Genomic DNA, 18,877 nt, shown 5'->3' with positions numbered 1-18,877 from the left:
GGCGTATGGCGGTTGCCATATTTTCGCTACGTGGGACTAAGCTTAGTGAACTGACGCGGGTGGACCCGCGTTTGGTAATATCCTGCAACAGGTTCTGAGCGAGAATGGATATCATTTCCAATAATTATCCATAAGCCTCTCTTATGATTAAAAAAACGCTATGGGATAAAAATGTATCATTTTGCGACAAATTTATGCGCTTGTGAAAATTGTTATAAATCAAATAAGTGCTTGTGAAATTTGCACTCTGAAAAGGACGTCTTATCTTTAAAAGAGTGGTAGCGAATCGCTACGGAATAGAGATAACACGAGGAGTGGTTAGAAATGGCTAAAGTTCTGGTGCTTTATTATTCCATGTACGGACATATCGAAACGATGGCGCGCGCAGTCGCGGAAGGCGCAAGCAAAGTCGATGGCGCAGAAGTTGTTGTTAAGCGTGTACCGGAAACCATGCAGCCGCAATTATTCGAAAAAGCAGGCGGTAAAACGCAAACTGCACCTGTTGCAACGCCGCAAGAACTGGCCGATTACGATGCCATTATTTTTGGCACGCCAACCCGCTTTGGCAATATGTCCGGGCAAATGCGTACCTTCCTCGACCAGACTGGCGGCTTGTGGGCTTCTGGCGCATTGTACGGCAAACTGGCGAGCGTCTTTAGCTCTACCGGCACCGGCGGCGGTCAGGAACAAACCATCACATCCACCTGGACGACACTTGCCCACCACGGCATGGTGATTGTCCCTATTGGCTACGCAGCGCAGGAACTTTTTGACGTCTCGCAGGTTCGCGGCGGAACGCCGTACGGCGCAACCACCATTGCAGGCGGTGACGGTTCACGCCAACCCAGCCAGGAAGAGCTGTCTATCGCACGTTATCAGGGGGAATATGTCGCTGGTCTGGCAGTTAAACTTAACGGCTAATCTTCAACAGGAGGATACGCATGCCAACTCAAGAAGCGAAAGCTCATCACGTGGGTGAATGGGCATCTCTGCGCAATACGTCGCCGGAAATAGCCGAGGCCATTTTTGAAGTCGCCGGGTATGACGAAAAAATGGCGGAAAAAATTTGGGAAGAAGGTAGCGATGAAGTGTTAGTCAAAGCCTTTGCTAAAACCGATAAAGATTCGCTTTTTTGGGGCGAACAGACCATCGAACGTAAAAACGTTTAACCAGCAATTCCCCCGCTTCTCGCGGGGGAGTTTCAAATTGTCGACAAAGTTGCGCTTTGTTCATGCCGGATGCGGCGTGAACGCCTTATCCGGCCTACATAGTCGTGCAAATTCAATATATTGCAATCCTCTGGTAGGCCTGATAAGCATAGCGCATCAGGCAATCTTACGTTTGTCATCAGTCTCATACTCCCCCGCTTCTCGCGGGGGAGTTTTCTGTTATTTCACCGCTTCATTCAACACGTTATCAAACTTATCCATTGGACAAAAACCGTTGGCATCTATCGGGCAGCCGGTAAGTTCAAGCGTCACGCGTTGAGCCGGAGACTGCAACGTTAACGCGTCGGCATTACGCAACTGTTCCGAACTCTGGTACACATACTCGATTTTCATCAGGTCGCGGTTCGCTTTGCTGTCATGCCAACGCTGGAAAACGATTTTGCCGCCAATCGGCGTGCGTTCGTTCTGATCATGCAGTTGATACGGTTTGAAATCCAGCGCCGTTAACAAAGAGGCAATGTTTGAGTCGTGACCCACCAGCACCGTGATTTTCGGCGCGTTGGCACGATCGGTGACCAGGGCTTTGTCGATATAACTGACCAGCGGTTTCGCGACATTGCGCGCCACTTCCGGTGAGGTAAACAGGCTGTCCTGGTAACCGTTTTTCAGCTTCGACAACACCTTCCACTGCTGGTCAGATTTGATTTCTCCCCAGGCCACCTGATCCATCGGGAAACCTTCGTAGTATTGCAAAGTAAACGCATCCACCAGCGAGTTGCCGACTTTTAGCGGCCCTGAAACGCCCGGTTCTTGTTGATATTTCGCGCTAAAGGTATTTTTGCCATCCACCAGCGAACACTGCTGTTTCTCCTTGCAGGCTGGAGAGTCTTTATAGTTGACGATTTTTTCCAGTAGCTGGTAGCTGTCGGTAAGCTGGAGTTTACTAAGCTCTTTTTCCATTGCCGCTACTGCCTGCTCGCTGAAGGCGGCAGAATCATCGGTAATTACCGGGTTAAAGGTTGGGTCCATGCTGCCCATTTTTTCCTGGTGATGAACCGGAATGTCACACCCAGGGAATGCGCCTGTGATAAAAAATTGTGCAGTAGCGACAGTACGTTGCAGACTATTCGCGTAAGCATAAACGGTGTCCGGCGGCGGACATTCCCCCGTTTTCACTATTCCCTGCTCTGCCAGCCACTCACGCATGTAATGACCCATATACACTTCCAGTACGCCGCCTTTGGTAGTGAGTTGTCCACCGGGAACATCCCACTGCGGCCATTTATTCGGCGTCGACTGCTCAAGCACACTGCCATTATTTGCCAGAGGCGCACGTAAGTTATGACGGCTCATGAGTAGCACTTGCTGTAGCTGATAGCCTTCCGGCATGGTCTGTGCCTGACCATTCGAAGAGAGTAAAACCATCCCAGCCACGGCTGCAGCGATTAGCGTTTTTTTCATTCCTCACACCTCTTTTGTTATCAATCAATTAAGAGTGTGACAGAAATATGGCATTTTTCCGGGAACAGGTTCGCAAATTAGCAGATGACGAGGCGGGAAACCGTCAGGCGATAACGGACAGTAGTCGTGCTATCGCCTGGTTTGTATCGTTAAACTAATACCTGAAACAGCAAGGCAAAAAGAATGATATTGGCAATGACAATGGCCCAACCGTTATAAAGCATATATTTCAGGTGAGTTGATTGTGCCAGCCCCATTTGACCAAACATATCCGATGAAGGGAAAGGTCCAAACCAGTCCACTTGCGATGAGGCTAATAATACCGCCGTTGTACCCTGTGGCGGCACTCCCGCAGCCATCAACATCGGACCAAATATTTTGTGCGTAAAGGTCATCTGAGCAACAGCAGCACCAGGCACATGACCGATAATATTAAAGGCAAAAATACAGAAACAAAGCCATGCCGGAGATATCCCGGTTAACAGTGGTTGAGTGTATTCGAGCAATCCCTGATACGCCTGCAAACTATCCATAAGTTCCAGAATCGGGTTATACAGCCAGTAGAGCAGAAACATCCACACCAGTCTGCCACAGCCTTTATACAGCGCTTGCAGGATCCCGGTTGGGCTTAATCCACCCACCAGCCCGGTGATCAACGCCACCAACAGCATAACGATAATGGCAAAACTAAAACCTGCTTTTATCACTACGCCAATAACCGCCATCACAATAATGGTTGCAGCAAATGCCAGGGCGCTGAGTTTGCGACGACGATCGCGGGCAGGATCCTCTTCTTCCTGAGTTTTCTCTGAAAGATCCACTTCGTAGTGTAATTTTCCTTCCGTCATCTTCTGAATTCGCCCGGCCATTATCCAGCCAGCGAATAACGTCACGGCGCTCATTGGTAGCCCGACGTACATCAGGTATTGCGGATAAGTCAGGCCGCCGAGTTGTAAAATCGTCACGGTACTGGGAGTAAATGGCCCGGTAAACAATCCCACTGATCCGGCCGTCATCATCAGTGCAGCCACCGTAGGCGGTGTCAGCCGTACTGCCGCCGCCACAGGAATAATCACCGCGACAATAATGGCATTACCGCCAGCCATAGTCCCCAGCGCGCCACAGATGAGAATGGATGAGACGACGATGCCAAATTTGACCCGTGTCTGGCTGGAAAGCCCGATACGGTGTACCACAAATTTGACCAGTTCAACGGCGGCTCCGGTACGTGTTGCCACTTCACCGACACCGGCACCAAGCATAATGATCAGACCAACAGTGGCGATAAATGATCCTGTCGACTTTGCCAGCATGGCGCCCATTTCTGGTAAGCCGGTGGAGGTCATTATCATCGCAATAATAATCGATGAAATAACTGCCAGAACAATATCGACGCCTATCAACGAGAGCACCGCTAACGCCACCAGTGGTGTAAAACCAAGCAGTCCGAGTTCATTACCTGGACGCCCCTGACACCAGAACGCTGTCAGTAAAAATGCAATCAACAACAAGCCAATAATGACATTCTTTTTGGTGATATTTTGTCTGGTTAGCGAACCACCAGCGAGCATTGAGTCACTCATATAACTCCTTAACCCCATCGAATCGACCGACAATATCAGCCGATGTATTTGGACAGCTCAGAAAATATCCCCCCTCGTTATTATTGTTGGCGAAATGCACTGAGGGTTTGTCCGGGTACTACAGGTATTATTCTGAGTTCGTAATTAACCCCCTTTAGGTGGGCAAATAACGCATTGTTACCAGAACAGGCGTTACAGATTAAATTTATGTTAACTTGGTGTTACCATGAAATGACTTTTTATCTACCGTCTATAACTCTGGGTTAACTCTTAATGAAACTGCGCCACCTGGAAATCTTCTATGCCGTGATGACATGCGGGACACTTTCACGAGCTGCGGAATCGCTGAATATTTCCCAACCGGCCGCCAGTAAAGCGTTAAAAAACGCTGAACAAAAACTCGGTTTTCAGCTCTTTCAGCGAGTTCGAGGCAAGCTTCTTCCAACCAGCGAAGCGATCACACTTTTTGAAAAAGCGCAGTCGATTTATCACGAACTCGATAACCTGCGACTGCTGGCCGATAACCTGACGCGAGATCCGCGAGCCAGAATCGCTCTGGGATGCCTGCCAAGTCTGGGATTAAGTCTGGTGCCAGAAATAGTCACTGCGTTTTACCAGCAGAATGCCAATCTGGTAATGACACTGACGACAGAGCACACCGAAACGTTGGTTAAAAAACTTGATCTGCGAGAGATTGATCTGGCCCTGACGCTACAGCCGATTCAACAGGGGGAGATTATGACGACGCTGATAGCCGAAGTTCCGCTGGTTTATATCGACCGGGACTATCGCCAGGGCGCGGTAGAAATAGACAAGATTGACCAACAACGCTGGATTTCTCCCGGCCCACATTCCCTTTCCGATGCAATAGCCAAACGGCGTGATTTTTTGACAACGCGCCTGAATGTCCAGACCTATTACATGGCCACGGAATTTGTAAAACGAGGAATGGGATGCAGTATTACCGATATTTTCTCTGCCCGTCATAACCTCCCGGCAGAAACAATTCACCCTATCGAACCACCAATGAAAATTGACCTTTGTTTGTTACGCCGTGCCGACGTTTCACTTAGCCCCATTACACAAAAATTTGTCGATTTCCTCTGTCAGCAATTACGTCAGCAACTGCGAGCCATTAACCTTGAGTTATACCCTGAAAATAAAAAGTCAATTGCTCCTCAGGCCTAAATGTTTTGACATAACCCCAACGCATTTATTAGCGGTGGATATCTCAGGTGATGAAAAAACGCATTGTAGTTATTGGCGGTGGGGTAATTGGTCTGGCGACAGCCTGGGTGCTGGTAAAACAGGGCCATCAGGTGCAATTGTTAGAACGCAACAATCAGGCAGGCGTCGCTACCAGTTTCGCTAATGGTGGCCAACTGAGTTACCGCTACGTTGCTCCTCTGGCGGACAAAGGCGTACCGATGCAGGGACTTAAATGGATGGGGAAAAGCAACTCCCCCCTGAATATGCGTTTGCGCATGTCATTTAGCCAGTGGCGCTGGTTGCTGGAATTTTTACTGGCCTGCAATAGCCGGACAAATAAACTCAATGGCGATCATATCTTACGTTTATCACTGTTAAGTCGCCAGGTGATGGAAGAGTGGCTGCTGGAAGATAATCTTGATGACTTTCACTGGCGCCGTTCTGGCAAACTGATTATTCATCGCCGCGCGCAAGATTTAGCCAAAGCGGCAAAAGGCATTAATCCGCAATTTCAACAGGCGTTATCACGCGAAGAGTGCGTTCATCTTGAGCCAGCACTAAAACATATTGGTCATTCATTGTATGGCGGTATTTACTCCCCGGGCGATGAAACGGCGGACTGTTATAAGTTCTGCCAGGCATTACTTGCCAAACTTAATGTCTGCACAAACTTTTCGCTACAAACCGATTGTGAAGTTTTGCAGTTGAATAAAAAAGGCGAGCGCATTGATTCCATCACCACCAGCACAGGGACGCTGGTTGCGGATGATTATGTCGTTGCCGCCGGTAATGGCAGTAAGTATTTACTAGCCGGAACCGGGACCCACGTACCGATCTGCGGCCTGAAAGGTTACAGTCTGACGCTCCCCTTCCCACAAGAAATGGGGATCGCACCGCAAATCAGTGTCACCGATTATGGCCATAAAATTGTCTATGCCCGACTCGGTGAGCGGTTACGTATCGCCGCTATGGTCGATATTGGTTATGACGGTAATGAACTGCGCCCTGAACGCATTGACGTCTTAAAACAGATAGTAGCTAACAGTTTTCCACAACTGCAAGGTATCGATGAAGCCGAATTATGGACAGGTATGCGTCCATCCACCCCTGCGGGTCCGCCACTATTAGGACGGACGAAGTATCAAAATCTCTGGATGAATCTTGGCCAGGGCAGTCTGGGCTTCACGTTAGCGGCAGGTAGTGCCGTGGTGTTAGGCGCTCTGCTGTCGGGCGAAGATCCCGCAATTACCCTTGATGGACTGACATGGAGCCAATCAGCTTGAATATCAAACGTAATAACCCACAACCTCGTCTTGCCGCCAGCGTGGAATATGGCAATCTTGTATTTCTCTCCGGCCAGACACCGAAGAGCAATACTCCTGACATCGCGCAACAAACGCGCGAAGTGCTGGAAAAAATCGACGCACTACTTGCTGAAGCTGGCAGTGATAAATTTCATCTCTTGTCCGCTCAGGTATGGCTGAAAGATATCAGCCGCGATTTTGCCAATTTCAACGACGTATGGGTTAGCTGGCTGCCAGAGGGACATAGCCCGGCTCGCGCTACCGTACAGGCTGAGATGGCCCGCCAGGAGATTCTGGTTGAAGTGATGGTCACTGCGGTAAAAGCGGGATAAATCCCCATTTTCAGCCCCCTGACGACGTCGTCACGGGGCATCTATGAAGGTTAAACGCACCTCTTTTACCTGCCAAAATTCAGGCTGAAAATATCATTTTTAGTTATGTTTTTATCACTGACCTACGATTTTTTCTGATTTCCCCTACACTTAACACTGATACCTTGTCAGGGGTTTCCCTTTGTCTGTATTGATTTACGCGAGATAACGCTATGGAATTAAAGGATTATTACGCCATCATGGGCGTGAAACCGACGGACGATCTCAAGACAATCAAGACCGCCTATCGTCGACTGGCCCGCAAATACCATCCTGATGTCAGCAAAGAGCCCGATGCCGAAGCCCGCTTCAAAGAAGTCGCTGAAGCGTGGGAAGTGTTAAGTGATGAACAACGTCGCGCTGAATATGATCAGATGTGGCAGCATCGCAACGATCCGCAATTCAACCGTCAGTTCCAGCATGGCGACGGTCAGAGTTTCAATGCCGAAGATTTTGAAGATATCTTCTCGTCAATTTTCGGCCAACATGCCCGCCAGAGCCGTCAACGCCCCGCCACACGTGGTCACGATATTGAAATTGAAGTTGCGGTATTCCTTGAAGAAACGCTGAGTGAGCACAAGCGTACCATCAGCTATAACCTGCCGGTTTATAACGCCTTTGGTATGATCGAACAGGAAATACCAAAAACGCTGAATGTGAAGATCCCCGCTGGTGTCGGCAATGGTCAACGTATCCGCCTGAAAGGCCAGGGGACGCCAGGCGAAAACGGCGGTCCCAATGGCGACCTGTGGCTGGTGATTCATATAGCCCCGCATCCGTTGTTTGATATTGTCGGGCAGGATCTGGAAATTGTGGTGCCGGTTAGCCCGTGGGAAGCGGCGCTGGGTGCTAAAGTCACAGTGCCAACGCTGAAAGAAAGCATTTTGTTGACCATTCCGCCTGGCAGTCAGGCCGGGCAACGATTGCGTGTTAAAGGCAAAGGTCTGGTAAGCAAAAAACAGACTGGTGACTTGTATGCGGTGCTGAAAATCGTCATGCCACCGAAACCGGATGAAAATACTGCCGCATTGTGGCAACAACTGGCAGACGCCCAGTCGTCTTTTGATCCACGCAAAGATTGGGGGAAAGCATAATGGCTCATGTTACGGTGACTTTTACCATTACTGAATTTTGCCTGCATACCGGCGTTTCTGAAGAGGAGTTGAATGAAATTGTCGGTTTGGGCGTGGTTGAACCCTGCGAGATTCAGGCTACTTCCTGGGTGTTTGATGATCACGCCGCGACCGTCGTACAACGGGCGGTACGGCTGCGTAATGAACTGGCGCTGGATTGGCCTGGGATCGCGATGGCGCTGACGTTAATGGATGATATTACGCATCTGAAACAGGAAAACCGCCTGCTACGCCAGCGGCTTTCCCGGTTTGTTGCTCATCCGTGAGTGTGTTGCCTGATGCGACGCTTAACGCGTCTTATCAGGCCTACAAAATCACTCCCGTAGGCCGGACAAGGCGTTCACGCCGCATCCGGCGGCTGTACCATAATGCCTGATGCGACGCTTAACACGTCTTATCAGGCCTACAAAATCACTCCCGTAGGCCGGATAAGGCGTTCACGCCGCATCCGGCGGCTGTACCATAATGCCTGATGCGACGCTTAACACGTCTTATCAGGCCTACAAATCGGCATTATCTCTGGTGGTTATCGCAAGCAACAATTGGCTTAATGCTGCGTAAAAACCAAAGCTATCATACTGATGGCAACGCGCAGCAAACTCAGGTAGCCATTGCCGCAGCGCCATCAGCGTTTTTAGCCGCAAACTGTCGATTCTTTGCGCAGGAACGGTTCCCTCTCCGAGCGAAAAATACAGATGACTCAACAACTCCAGATAGATCGCCAGATGATCTGCCGGTTCGTTGAAATTGCCACTGATTTCCATACCTGCCTCAACTAACAAGCGTCTAATCTCTTGCTCGTCCTGTTTGTAGGCCGAAGCATACGGCAGTGCCGCTTGTTTATCGGTCATCAGAAACAGGCCGCAAAAGTCAGCGGCGAGTTCCAGACGGGCGTCGTCACGTACCGTCAAGGCGGCGATTTTAGCTTCCAGTTCGTTCACCGCCGCAGCCAGCGGCGGTTCGCTTTTCAGCAAAGAAAACCATTCAGTCATCTGCGCACTGGCAATTTGCGTCAGTTGTTCATCATCCAGTTCACGGGAGAACAACTGCGCCAGCCAGGCGTAAACACAGGCAATCTGTTGCGCCGTTAGTGAAGTCATGATTTCACCTGTGACGCCGGAACATATTCGCACTGCGCCACCATCTCAACGGGGCCGTTAAACGCCGTCACCTGCTCCACTGTTCCGCTGTACTTCTCAATTTCCACCAGCGTAGTGTGCGCACTGGTCGCCTGCGCCAGCTGCGAAGTACCGATGTCGATGGTCAACACGTTGGGGTTACCATATTTACACAGCGCACCAGGCTCGCCGCCTTTATCTGGATCGTACCATGCCCCTTCGTGAATTCGCGCCACGCCGGGTGCATAGCGGTCAGAAACCACGGCCCCTGCCAGCACCTGACCACGAGCGTTAAAGACACGCACCACATCACCGTTACGAATACCGCGCGCGCTGGCATCCTGCGGGCTAATAAATACTGGCTCCTTACCCGCTACCGTATACTGCTGACGCAGAGTTTCCGACTCACATAACTGCGAGTGCAGTCGGAAATCGGGATGCACAGATTGCAGATGCAACGGATACTTCTGTGAGCCGGGTCCACCGTGGGAACGTTCGATTTTCTCAAACCACATCGGATGTCCCTGACAATCGTCATAGTTCATGTCGGCAATGGTTTTCGAGTAGATCTCAATCAGGCCACTCGGCGTGCCCAGCGGTTCGAGATCCGGATCTTCGCGGAATGCCTGGTGGCGAACAAACATCTGCGGATGGTCAAATTCGACGTACTCTTTTTTATTCCAGAAGTCATCAAACGCGGGCAGATGAACGCCGCGTCCTTTGCCCTGTTGTACACCTTCCTGCCAGATGCGTTTCAACCAGCCCATTTCGTCCAGCCCTTCGGTAAAGGCTTCTTCGCGATTAAAGCGACGGCACAGCTCGCGGAAAATATCAAAGTCGTTACGCGCCTCGAACTGCGGCGGCACCACCTGTTTCATGGCGATAATGCCACGGTTGGAATGGTTGCCGTACTGGTCGAGATCGTTACGCTCAAACTGCGTGGTCGCAGGCAGCACGATATCGGCAAAGCGGCAGGTTGAGGTCCATTGGTTATCTATGGCGATAACCGTTTCCAGCTTGCGCCAGCCTTCAATAATGCGATTGATCTGCTGATGGCGATGGAACGGGTTAGTTCCGGCAAAAATACACATTTTCAGTGGCGGCAGTTTTACCGATTTACCGTTCCAGTTGATTACTTTCCCCGGTTCGAGGATCGCATCAACAAAACGGGCAATCGGAATGGTGCTGCTGTAGCCTTTGTAGTCGCTGTTGTCGTGGACAGGCGGAATCGACGTTGAGCCGGAGAAACCGCTCAGAATGACGCCTTTACGCCCCGGCGTGCCTGCACCGTTATAGTGCCAGCCAAAACCAAAGCCACCGCCCGGCAGGCCAATTTGTCCCAGCATCGCCGCCAGAACCACAACCATCCACGCCCACTGTTCACCGTGCTGCATACGCTGTACGCACCAGCCAGCAATAATCTGCGTTCTGTTGGCCGCCATCTGCCGCGCCAGCCCGCGAATGGTTTCGGCATCAATACCAGTCAGTTTTTCAGCCCATGCGGCATCTTTCGGCTGACCGTCTTTCTCGCCCAACAGATACGGCAGGAACTGTTCAAAGCCCACGCAGTAGTTGGCGAGGAAGTTTTTGTCGTACAGGTTTTCGCTGTACAGCGTATGCGCCAGCGCCAGTTGCAACGGCACGTCAGTTTGCGGGTTAACCGCAATGTGTTTCACATGCTCACGCCCCAGATACTCATGGGTTGAAGTGACAACCGGATCAATGCTAATAACCTCAATTTCACCTGCGGCAACTTTCGCCTTCAACTGCTCGTAATATTCATAAACATCGTGATCCGGGCACCACCAGTTTGCCTGCTGGTTTTTCAGCAAATCGGAGCCCCACAGCACAATGGTTTTGCTGTTCTGCAAGACCAGCGGCCAGGAGGTTTGCTGTTCATACACTTCCATTGAGCCAACGACACGCGGCAGGATCACCTGCGCAGCACCGGTAGAGTAATCTCCGCCCGTACCAACGCTATTACCATGCAAGGCAATAGCTTTCGCCAGCATCCCCGAAGCGTTATGGAACATCCCCGTCGATTGCCAACCACTGGCGGTCAGCAAGGCACTCGGCCCGTGAGTTTTCTGTACGCGTTCCAGCTCTTCATAGAACATGTCGAGGGCTTCATCCCAGCTCACGCGTACGAAGCGGTTATCGCCACGCTGGGAGGTATCACTCAGATGGCGCTTACGCAGCCAGTCCACGCGTACCATCGGGTAACGAATACGCGCCGCGTTGTGTACGTGATCCGGCAATCCGGCAATCATTTTCGACGGGTATTTATCCAGTTCGAACGGTTTTGCTGCCACAAAGCGACCATCCTTCACCGTCGCGCGAATAGCCCCCCAGTGCGACCCGGTCAGAATGCCCTCTTTCGAGGTGGCGGCCTCGGTAGCCGCTTGCGCCGCATTCGCGCGGCGCGGCGTTAACAATGACGGCCCCAGCATCCCGGCGACAGTTAAGCCGCCGAGTTGTGCCAGAAAACGCCGACGTGATGCCTGAAAGAGATCGTTATTGTTCATTATTTTTCTTCCTTCTTATCGCCGTGAGCTTTACCTGCGGTGTCAGATGCATTCATTTGCAGATATTTCAGCAGGGTGCGTTCTTCACGTTTATCAAGGCTGGTAAAACCAATCATGCCGTTGAGCGTGCCGATCCAACCGTTAGCGTCAAAGTGGGAGATTTCCGGTGCACCGTGGCACTGGTTACAGGTGCCGTTGTACAGCGAATCCGCATAAGCCCAGATCGGTTTGATATCGTTCACCATGTCGCCTTTCTTCATCCACGCGGTGGCCTGCAACTTGCTCCACTCGGTATTGGTGTCGGCAACGGTGGTTTTCTCCAGCGTTTTCACCTGCTGCTGAACATCGCCACGAATCGAAGCAACAAAGATGCGTTTGCCAGGGAACTGGGTGAGTACTCGCTGACGTCCGGCGCTTTCCGTCCAGCCGGTGATTTCAATTTGCAGCCAGTCGCCGTCACGTTTAAGGACTTTCACTTCCGAAGCAGGCAGCAGAGAACCAGACGCTTCTTTATCGCCTTTCGCCGCATAAATCGGCTTGATATCAATGGAGTACAACGTGTCACCACTGTCATTAGCACTGGCGCGCAGCTCATCGAATTGCTTACGGAAGCCGCTACTCATATCCGGTAACTGGTGGGCAATACCTTTATGACAGTCGATGCAGGATTGATTATCTTTCGCTGCCACCTTCATCTGACGAGCCGCTTCCGGATGCTGCTTCGCATGATCCATCGCATCGTAGTTATGGCAGGAGCGGCAGGTTGCCGAGTTGTTTTCTTTCATTCGCGCCCATTCACGCTCGGCAAGTTCCGCGCGTTTGGCTTCGAATTTCTCAGGTGTATCAATGGAGTGGGCAATAAAGGTCTGGTAGATGTCGTTGCTCGCTTCCAGTTTACGCTTCACCATGCCTGGAATATCCGGCGGGATATGGCAGTCATGGCATTCAGCTCGCACGCCGGAGGCGTTCTGGAAATGCACCGACTGTTTATATTCTTCATAGACCGGTTGCATACTGTGGCAACTGACACAAAATTCAGTTGTGCTGGTGACTTTGATCCCAACGTGTGGCAACACAATCAGCGCAATGCCAATCACAATCCCAATAGCGACCAGCGCCAGTACCGACCAACGAGCACTGGGTCGGCGTAGCGTGTTCCAGAGTTTCCGCATAATAGCCCCTGTAAAATTATGGTTTAGTGAAGCGATCTTAATGAGTAAATATGAACAGCGGCACTGGTCAGGATGAACGGCTTACGGCAGAATATGAACAGATATGAACAGAATGAGTAAAACCCTCTGATGCCACATCACATTGTTATTGTTGAAGATGAGCCGGTTACCCAGGCGCGATTACAAACCTACTTCACTCAGGAGGGGTATACCGTTTCCGTTACGGCGAGCGGTGCCGGGCTGCGGGAAATTATGCAAAATCAACCAGTGGATTTAATTCTGCTGGATATCAATTTGCCCGATGAAAATGGCCTGATGTTAACCCGCGCCCTGCGAGAACGCTCAACGGTGGGTATTATTCTGGTTACCGGACGCAGCGATCGGATAGACCGTATTGTTGGGCTGGAAATGGGCGCAGACGATTACGTCACCAAACCGCTGGAACTGCGCGAACTGGTGGTGCGGGTGAAAAATCTGCTCTGGCGCATCGACCTCGCGCGACAGGCTCAACCGCTCACTCAGGACAACTGCTATCGCTTTGCCGGTTATTGCCTGAATGTGTCGCGTCATACGCTGGAACGGGATGGCGAGCCGATTAAACTGACCCGCGCAGAGTATGAAATGCTGGTGGCGTTTGTGACCAATCCGGGCGAAATTCTCAGCCGTGAACGTCTGCTGCGTATGCTTTCTGCGCGTCGGGTGGAAAACCCTGACCTGCGCACCGTCGATGTGTTAATTCGTCGTTTACGCCATAAACTCAGCGCAGATTTACTGGTGACGCAACATGGCGAAGGTTATTTCTTAGCTGCTGATGTGTGCTGATAATAATAGACCGGGCGAAATCCCCCTGGCGACAGCGAGCGGCGGATATGTTCACGGTCAGCATTTTTCGGCGTCAGGACTAAAATCGGTGGGCTGACATTATCGGACACCGATTGTCCCTGTAATTGCCTAATGGCCTGCTCAACTGCCAGTTCCCCCTGCCAGACCATTTGATCGCTGGCAGCCATAATCACTCTCCCCCGCTTCAGCCCACGATACACCTGATGTGAAAGATAAAACGACACCACAGTAAGCGGCGTTTTCAGGTTACGCCCTTCGCCCATTGCCGCCTCTGCCGCAATGGCCGTTCCGGCAACGACGTCGATTTCTGGATGGCGCTCCAGCATCTCCTGCAACAGGTTACGCTGGATTTCAATATCGTTGTCGCCGAGCGCAATATCGACAGTACGCACCGGGCTTCCGGCAATGGCTGCGCGGAAACCCTCTACCATCTCCTTACTGCCCCCGGCGTTATCGGGGCCAGGCATCAACAGCACGTTCAGTGGTTTTCCGTGGCTCCATTGCACCAGATATCGCCCTGGTTGATAGCCCATCTGAAACCAGGGCACACCAACGCGGCTTTTTATCTGTGAGTCATCAATAGCATTCACCAGTTCGATCACCGGCAGATTAGCTACCTGCTTTTGCAGATCGGGAAATGACATCGTACTGCTGCCGAGCAAAATCGCCTCTGCGCCCCATTGTTTACACTGGTCGATTTGCGCCTGCTGAGTAGCTAACTGGCTGTAACCACCTGCCTCCAGCACTTTTAAATCCACACCGTAGCGACGAGCAGCCTCCTGCATTCCATAGTTCAACGATAACCAGTATGAATCTTTCAGGCTGGGATAAAGCGCACACAACTTCCAGGGACGATTTGCCTTTAACGGCATAACAGGTTGCACAGTGAAATGCTGCGCATCATGCCAGCGCAACAGGTTAGCGCCCGCAAAGGCTGGCAGCACAAAAAAGGGAAGAAGTAACAAAAGCAGTACGCGCATGATAGCCTCATCAATAATAAGGCTTTATGCTAGATGCATTCCGCTTTGCGACTCAACCTTTTTCACCCTAAGTGCACCGGCCGTGAATTTAACCCTGACCCGAAGACTCTGGATGGGCTTTGCCCTGATGGCGCTGTTAACCCTGACCAGTACTCTGGTGGGATGGTACAACCTGCGTTTTGTCAGTGAGGTGGAAAAAGCCAATACTCAGGCATTGATTCCTACCATGAATATGGCGCGCCAGTTGAGCGAAGCCAGCGCCTGGGAACTTTTCGCCGCGCAGAACCTGACCAGTGCCGATAACGAAAAGATGTGGCAGGCGCAGGGGCGAATGCTCACCGCACAAAGCCTGAAGATTAACGCGTTGCTGCAAGCGTTACGGGAACAAGGTTTTGACACCACCGCGATTGAACAGCAGGAGCAGGAGATCTCCCGTTCGTTACGTCAACAAGGGGAGCTGGTGGGGCAGCGTTTGCAACTGCGCCAGCAACAACAGCAACTCAGTCAGCAGATAGTCGCCGCCGCCGATGAGATCGCGCGCCTGGCGCAAGGTCAGGCGAATAATGCAGCAACCTCAGCCGGAGCTACCCAGGCCGGGATTTACGATTTGATCGAACAACATCAGCGCCAGGCCGCCGAAAACGCACTCGATAGGCTAATTGATATCGATCTTGAGTACGTTAACCAGATGAATGAACTGCGCCTTAGCGCCCTGCGGGTGCAGCAAATGGTGATGAATCTGGGGCTGGAGCAGATCCAGAAAAATGCGTTAGCGCTGGAAGCGCAGCTCAATAATGCGGTGAAAATTCTGCAACGTCGGCAAATACGTATTGAAGATCCGGGAGTTCGAGCACAGGTCGCGACAACGTTAACTACCGTTAGTCGATATAGCGATTTGCTGGCGCTGTATCAGCAGGACAGTGAAATCAGTAATCGCCTGCAAACTCTCGCCCAAAACAACATCGCCCAGTTCGCGCAGTTTAGTAGCGAAGTCAGTCAGCTGGTCGACATTATTGAACAGCGTAATCAGAGCGGGCTCGCGCATCTGGAAAAAACAAGCACTCGCGGGCAATACAGCCTGTTATTGCTGGGGATGGTTTCACTTTGCGCACTGATTCTGATCCTCTGGCGCGTGGTTTATCGCTCAGTCACGCGCCCACTTGCCGAGCAAACCCAGGCGTTGCAACGCTTGCTGGACGGCGATATCGACTCCCCTTTCCCGGAAACCGCTGGCGTGCGGGAGCTGGATACCATCGGAAGGCTGATGGACGCGTTTCGCAGCAGTGTTCATGCGCTGAATCGCCACCGCGAACAGCTGGCGGCGCAGGTCAAAGCGCGTACGGCCGAATTACAAGAACTGGTGGTAGAACACCGACAGGCACGAGCGGAAGCAGAAAAAGCCAGTCAGGCAAAATCAGCGTTTCTGGCGGCAATGAGCCATGAGATCCGCACGCCGCTGTACGGTATTCTCGGCACCGCGCAGTTGCTGGCAGATAACCCGGCACTTAATGCCCAGCGTGATGATTTGCGGGCAATTACCGACTCTGGCGAATCATTGCTGACCATCCTCAACGATATTCTCGATTATTCGGCTATCGAAGCAGGTGGCAAGAATGTTTCGGTCAGCGATGACCCCTTTGAACCGCGCCCACTGCTGGAAAGTACCCTGCAATTAATGAGCGGACGGGTGAAAGGTCGTCCGATTCGACTGGTAACGGCAATTGCCGACGATGTACCAACCGCATTAATGGGCGATCCGCGACGCATTCGCCAGGTTATTACCAATTTGTTGAGTAATGCCCTGCGTTTCACCGACGAGGGGCAGATTATCCTGCACAGCCGCACTGATGGCGAGCAATGGCTGGTCGAAGTGGAAGACAGCGGCTGCGGTATTGATCCCGCGAAACTGGCAGAAATCTTCCAGCCATTTGTTCAGGTGAGCGGTAAACGCGGCGGCACCGGGCTGGGGCTGACTATCAGTAGCAGTCTGGCTCAGGCGATGGGCGGCGAATTGAGCGCCACCAGCACGCCGGAGGTTGGAAGCTGTTTTTGTTTACGGTTGCCGTTACGTGTTGCTACTGCGCCCGCGCCCAAAACAGTCAATCAGGCGGTGCGTCTGGACGGTTTACGGTTGCTGTTAATTGAAGATAACCCGCTAACCCAGCGAATTACCGTTGAGATGCTGAACAGCAGTGGTGCGCAGGTCGCTGCCGTGGGAAATGCCGCTCAGGCTTTAGAAACGCTGCAAGATAGTGAACCGTTTGCTGCCGCGCTGGTGGATTTTGATCTGCCGGATATCGACGGCATTACCCTTGCCCGGCAACTGGCACAGCAATATCCGTCGCTGGTTTTGATTGGCTTTAGCGCCCACGTTATCGACGAAACTTTGCGCCAGCGTACCAGTTCGCTATTTCGCGGAATTATCCCTAAACCAGTGCCGCGTGAAGTGCTTGGTCAGTTACTGGCGCACTATCTGCACCTGCAAACACCTGACCATCAACCACTGGATGTATCGCAACTCAATGAAGATGCGCAGTTAATGGGCGTGGAGAAAATTCACGAATGGCTGACATTATTTAAACAACATACCCTGCCCCTTCTCGATGAAATAGACGCGGCCCGCGCCAGGCAGGACGGCGAAAAAATTAAACGTGCCGCGCACCAGCTAAAAAGTAGCTGCGCGAGCCTGGGAATGCATAGCGCCAGCCAGCTATGCGCGCAACTGGAGCAGCAGCCATTATCCGCGCCCCTCCCACACGAAGAAGTTACACGCAGTGTTGCCGCTCTGGAAGCGTGGTTGAATAAGAAAGACCTGAACGCGATTTGAATCAATATCAGCCAGTTAAGAATATTTAGAATAGTGGCATTTAGCATGCAACTTAACGGGCTGGCAAAAACATGGCAGAGAAAAAAAGAACCCGCTGGCAGCGGCGGCCAGGCACGACGGGCGGCAAATTACCGTGGAATGACTGGCGCAACGCCGCTACCTGGCGTAAAGCGACGCAATTATTACTGTTAGCAATCAATATTTATATTGCCGTCACCTTCTGGTACTGGGTGCGCTATTACGAAACGGGCGGAAATACGCCTTTTGTCGCAAGGCCTGGTGGCATCGAAGGTTGGCTACCGATTGCCGGTCTGATGAATCTGAAATATAGCCTTGAAACAGGTCAGTTACCTTCCGTGCACGCCGCCGCAATGCTGTTGCTAGTCGCTTTTATCATTATCAGCTTGCTGCTGAAAAAAGCCTTTTGTTCGTGGCTATGCCCGGTTGGTACGCTCTCTGAATTAATTGGCGATCTCGGGAAAAAACTGTTTGGTCGACAATTTGCCCTTCCCCGCTGGCTGGATATTCCTCTGCGCACGGTGAAATATTTACTGTTGAGTTTTTTTCTCTATATCGCGTTATTCATGCCCGCCCAGGCGATTCACTATTTTATGCTATCGCCCTACAGCGTGGTGATGGACGTTAAAATGCTCGATTTCTTTCGCCATATGGGGACAGCGACGTTAATCAGCGTGATCGTTTTACTGATTGCCAGCTTGTTTATTCGCCATGCCTGGTGTCGTTATCTCTGCCCGTATGGCGCGCTGATGGGACTGATTTCGCTATTATCGCCGTTTAAGATTCGTCGCAATGCCGAAAGCTGTATCGACTGCGGTAAATGTGCGAAAAATTGCCCATCACGGATCCCGGTCGATAAATTAATTCAGGTACGAACAGTGGAATGTACCGGTTGTATGACCTGCGTGGAGTCATGTCCGGTGGCCTCAACATTAACTTTTTCGCTGCAAAAACCTGCGGCAAATAAAAAGGCTTTTGCGTTGTCTGGCTGGTTAATGACGCTACTGGTTCTGGGGATTATGTTTACGGTGATTGGTTATGCGATGTATGCGGGCGTATGGCAAAGCCCGGTGCCAGAAGAATTGTACCGACGCTTAATTCCGCAAGCGCCAATGATTGGTCATTAAAATAGCAACAAGCGGAACATCACCTCGCGCGGGGTGA

Annotated in this window: 16 protein-coding genes; 10 read left to right on the top strand and 6 right to left on the bottom strand. The window is 51.5% G+C overall.

Translation table 11 applies throughout. The annotated features are described in order from the left end of the window. Positions 1-324 precede the first annotated feature (324 nt). Positions 325-921, top strand: a complete 597-nt coding sequence (wrbA, locus tag A9180_RS10085) for an NAD(P)H:quinone oxidoreductase (RefSeq protein WP_001151442.1) — start codon at positions 325-327, stop codon at positions 919-921. Positions 922-941: 20 nt separating this feature from the next. After that, the gene (locus A9180_RS10080) at positions 942-1,169 is read left to right on the top strand and encodes a YccJ family protein (RefSeq protein WP_001143120.1); all 228 of its coding nucleotides are present in this window, start codon (positions 942-944) and stop codon (positions 1,167-1,169) included. 219 nt (positions 1,170-1,388) lie between these two features. Here the strand turns inward: A9180_RS10080 and agp are convergent, their stop codons facing one another. Next, positions 1,389-2,630, bottom strand: coding sequence for a bifunctional glucose-1-phosphatase/inositol phosphatase (gene agp, locus A9180_RS10075; RefSeq protein WP_064528460.1), 1,242 nt, complete (start codon positions 2,628-2,630; stop codon positions 1,389-1,391). A 149-nt stretch (positions 2,631-2,779) separates the two neighbouring features. Then, positions 2,780-4,213, bottom strand: coding sequence for a hypothetical protein (locus A9180_RS10070; protein ID WP_064528458.1), 1,434 nt, complete (start codon positions 4,211-4,213; stop codon positions 2,780-2,782). A gap of 273 nt (positions 4,214-4,486) precedes the next feature. Between A9180_RS10070 and A9180_RS10065 the strand changes: the two genes are divergently transcribed. The 5 genes from A9180_RS10065 to cbpM all read left to right on the top strand — a co-directional run bounded on the left by A9180_RS10065 (position 4,487) and on the right by cbpM (position 8,496). Next, positions 4,487-5,401, top strand: a complete 915-nt coding sequence (locus A9180_RS10065) for a LysR family transcriptional regulator (RefSeq protein WP_064528456.1) — start codon at positions 4,487-4,489, stop codon at positions 5,399-5,401. Positions 5,402-5,451: 50 nt separating this feature from the next. Next, positions 5,452-6,705, top strand: a complete 1,254-nt coding sequence (locus A9180_RS10060; protein WP_064528454.1) for a D-amino acid dehydrogenase — start codon at positions 5,452-5,454, stop codon at positions 6,703-6,705. Further along, on the top strand, positions 6,702-7,058 hold the full coding sequence (locus A9180_RS10055) for a RidA family protein (RefSeq protein WP_105289155.1): 357 nt from the start codon (positions 6,702-6,704) through the stop codon (positions 7,056-7,058). Before A9180_RS10060 ends, A9180_RS10055 begins: the two co-directional genes overlap by 4 nt. Before the next feature lie 212 nt (positions 7,059-7,270). Further along, on the top strand, positions 7,271-8,191 hold the full coding sequence (gene cbpA / locus A9180_RS10050) for a curved DNA-binding protein (RefSeq protein WP_064528450.1): 921 nt from the start codon (positions 7,271-7,273) through the stop codon (positions 8,189-8,191). Further along, positions 8,191-8,496 (top strand): chaperone modulator CbpM, encoded by a 306-nt coding sequence (gene cbpM, locus A9180_RS10045; protein WP_064528449.1) that lies wholly within the window; start codon positions 8,191-8,193, stop codon positions 8,494-8,496. Before cbpA ends, cbpM begins: the two co-directional genes overlap by 1 nt. A 234-nt stretch (positions 8,497-8,730) precedes the next feature. Here cbpM and torD read toward each other — a convergent pair whose 3' ends face one another. Genes torD through torC form a run of 3 tightly spaced genes read right to left on the bottom strand, consistent with a single transcriptional unit; the run spans position 8,731 to position 13,045 of the window. Next, on the bottom strand, positions 8,731-9,330 hold the full coding sequence (gene torD / locus A9180_RS10040) for a molecular chaperone TorD (RefSeq protein ID WP_064528447.1): 600 nt from the start codon (positions 9,328-9,330) through the stop codon (positions 8,731-8,733). Then, positions 9,327-11,873, bottom strand: a complete 2,547-nt coding sequence (gene torA, locus A9180_RS10035) for a trimethylamine-N-oxide reductase TorA (RefSeq protein WP_064528445.1) — start codon at positions 11,871-11,873, stop codon at positions 9,327-9,329. Before torA ends, torD begins: the two co-directional genes overlap by 4 nt. Continuing rightward, a complete protein-coding gene (torC, locus tag A9180_RS10030) occupies positions 11,873-13,045 on the bottom strand; it encodes a pentaheme c-type cytochrome TorC (RefSeq protein ID WP_064528443.1) in 1,173 nt (390 codons plus the stop codon). The genes torA and torC overlap by 1 nt, the downstream gene beginning before the upstream one ends. Positions 13,046-13,174: 129 nt before the next feature. Here torC and torR point away from each other — a divergent pair, with 129 nt between their 5' ends. After that, entirely contained in the window at positions 13,175-13,867 is a 693-nt protein-coding gene (gene torR / locus A9180_RS10025; protein ID WP_001120133.1) for a two-component system response regulator TorR, read from the top strand. On the opposite strand, the gene torT is transcribed toward torR, so the two are convergent. Then, positions 13,840-14,868 (bottom strand): TMAO reductase system periplasmic protein TorT, encoded by a 1,029-nt coding sequence (torT, locus tag A9180_RS10020; RefSeq protein ID WP_064528441.1) that lies wholly within the window; start codon positions 14,866-14,868, stop codon positions 13,840-13,842. The two genes, torR and torT, sit on opposite strands and share 28 nt — an antisense overlap. Positions 14,869-14,950: 82 nt before the next feature. On the opposite strand from torT, the gene torS reads away from it, so the two are divergent. Then, a complete protein-coding gene (torS, locus tag A9180_RS10015; RefSeq protein ID WP_074399514.1) occupies positions 14,951-17,695 on the top strand; it encodes a TMAO reductase system sensor histidine kinase/response regulator TorS in 2,745 nt (914 codons plus the stop codon). Between the two features lie 71 nt (positions 17,696-17,766). After that, positions 17,767-18,840 carry a 4Fe-4S binding protein gene (locus A9180_RS10010; RefSeq protein ID WP_064528438.1) on the top strand — a complete coding sequence of 358 codons (1,074 nt, stop codon included), beginning with the start codon at positions 17,767-17,769 and terminating at the stop codon, positions 18,838-18,840. Positions 18,841-18,877: the final 37 nt, after the last annotated feature.

This window comes from Escherichia sp. B1147 (genome assembly GCF_001660175.1).
GTDB lineage: Bacteria > Pseudomonadota > Gammaproteobacteria > Enterobacterales > Enterobacteriaceae > Escherichia > Escherichia whittamii.
This window is presented reverse-complemented; position numbering and strand designations above follow the sequence as displayed.

Excerpts from the sequence above, each read along its gene's own strand:
- torD (WP_064528447.1), bottom strand. The coding sequence starts at position 9,330 with ATGACTTCACTAACGGCGCAACAGATTGCCTGTGTTTACGCCTGGCTG.
- wrbA (WP_001151442.1), top strand. The coding sequence starts at position 325 with ATGGCTAAAGTTCTGGTGCTTTATTATTCCATGTACGGACATATCGAA.
- A9180_RS10070 (WP_064528458.1), bottom strand. The coding sequence starts at position 4,213 with ATGAGTGACTCAATGCTCGCTGGTGGTTCGCTAACCAGACAAAATATC.
- cbpM (WP_064528449.1), top strand. The coding sequence starts at position 8,191 with ATGGCTCATGTTACGGTGACTTTTACCATTACTGAATTTTGCCTGCAT.
- A9180_RS10010 (WP_064528438.1), top strand. The coding sequence starts at position 17,767 with ATGGCAGAGAAAAAAAGAACCCGCTGGCAGCGGCGGCCAGGCACGACG.
- A9180_RS10060 (WP_064528454.1), top strand. The coding sequence starts at position 5,452 with ATGAAAAAACGCATTGTAGTTATTGGCGGTGGGGTAATTGGTCTGGCG.
- torC (WP_064528443.1), bottom strand. The coding sequence starts at position 13,045 with ATGCGGAAACTCTGGAACACGCTACGCCGACCCAGTGCTCGTTGGTCG.
- torT (WP_064528441.1), bottom strand. The coding sequence starts at position 14,868 with ATGCGCGTACTGCTTTTGTTACTTCTTCCCTTTTTTGTGCTGCCAGCC.
- agp (WP_064528460.1), bottom strand. The coding sequence starts at position 2,630 with ATGAAAAAAACGCTAATCGCTGCAGCCGTGGCTGGGATGGTTTTACTC.
- cbpA (WP_064528450.1), top strand. The coding sequence starts at position 7,271 with ATGGAATTAAAGGATTATTACGCCATCATGGGCGTGAAACCGACGGAC.
- torA (WP_064528445.1), bottom strand. The coding sequence starts at position 11,873 with ATGAACAATAACGATCTCTTTCAGGCATCACGTCGGCGTTTTCTGGCA.
- A9180_RS10080 (WP_001143120.1), top strand. The coding sequence starts at position 942 with ATGCCAACTCAAGAAGCGAAAGCTCATCACGTGGGTGAATGGGCATCT.
- A9180_RS10065 (WP_064528456.1), top strand. The coding sequence starts at position 4,487 with ATGAAACTGCGCCACCTGGAAATCTTCTATGCCGTGATGACATGCGGG.
- torR (WP_001120133.1), top strand. The coding sequence starts at position 13,175 with ATGCCACATCACATTGTTATTGTTGAAGATGAGCCGGTTACCCAGGCG.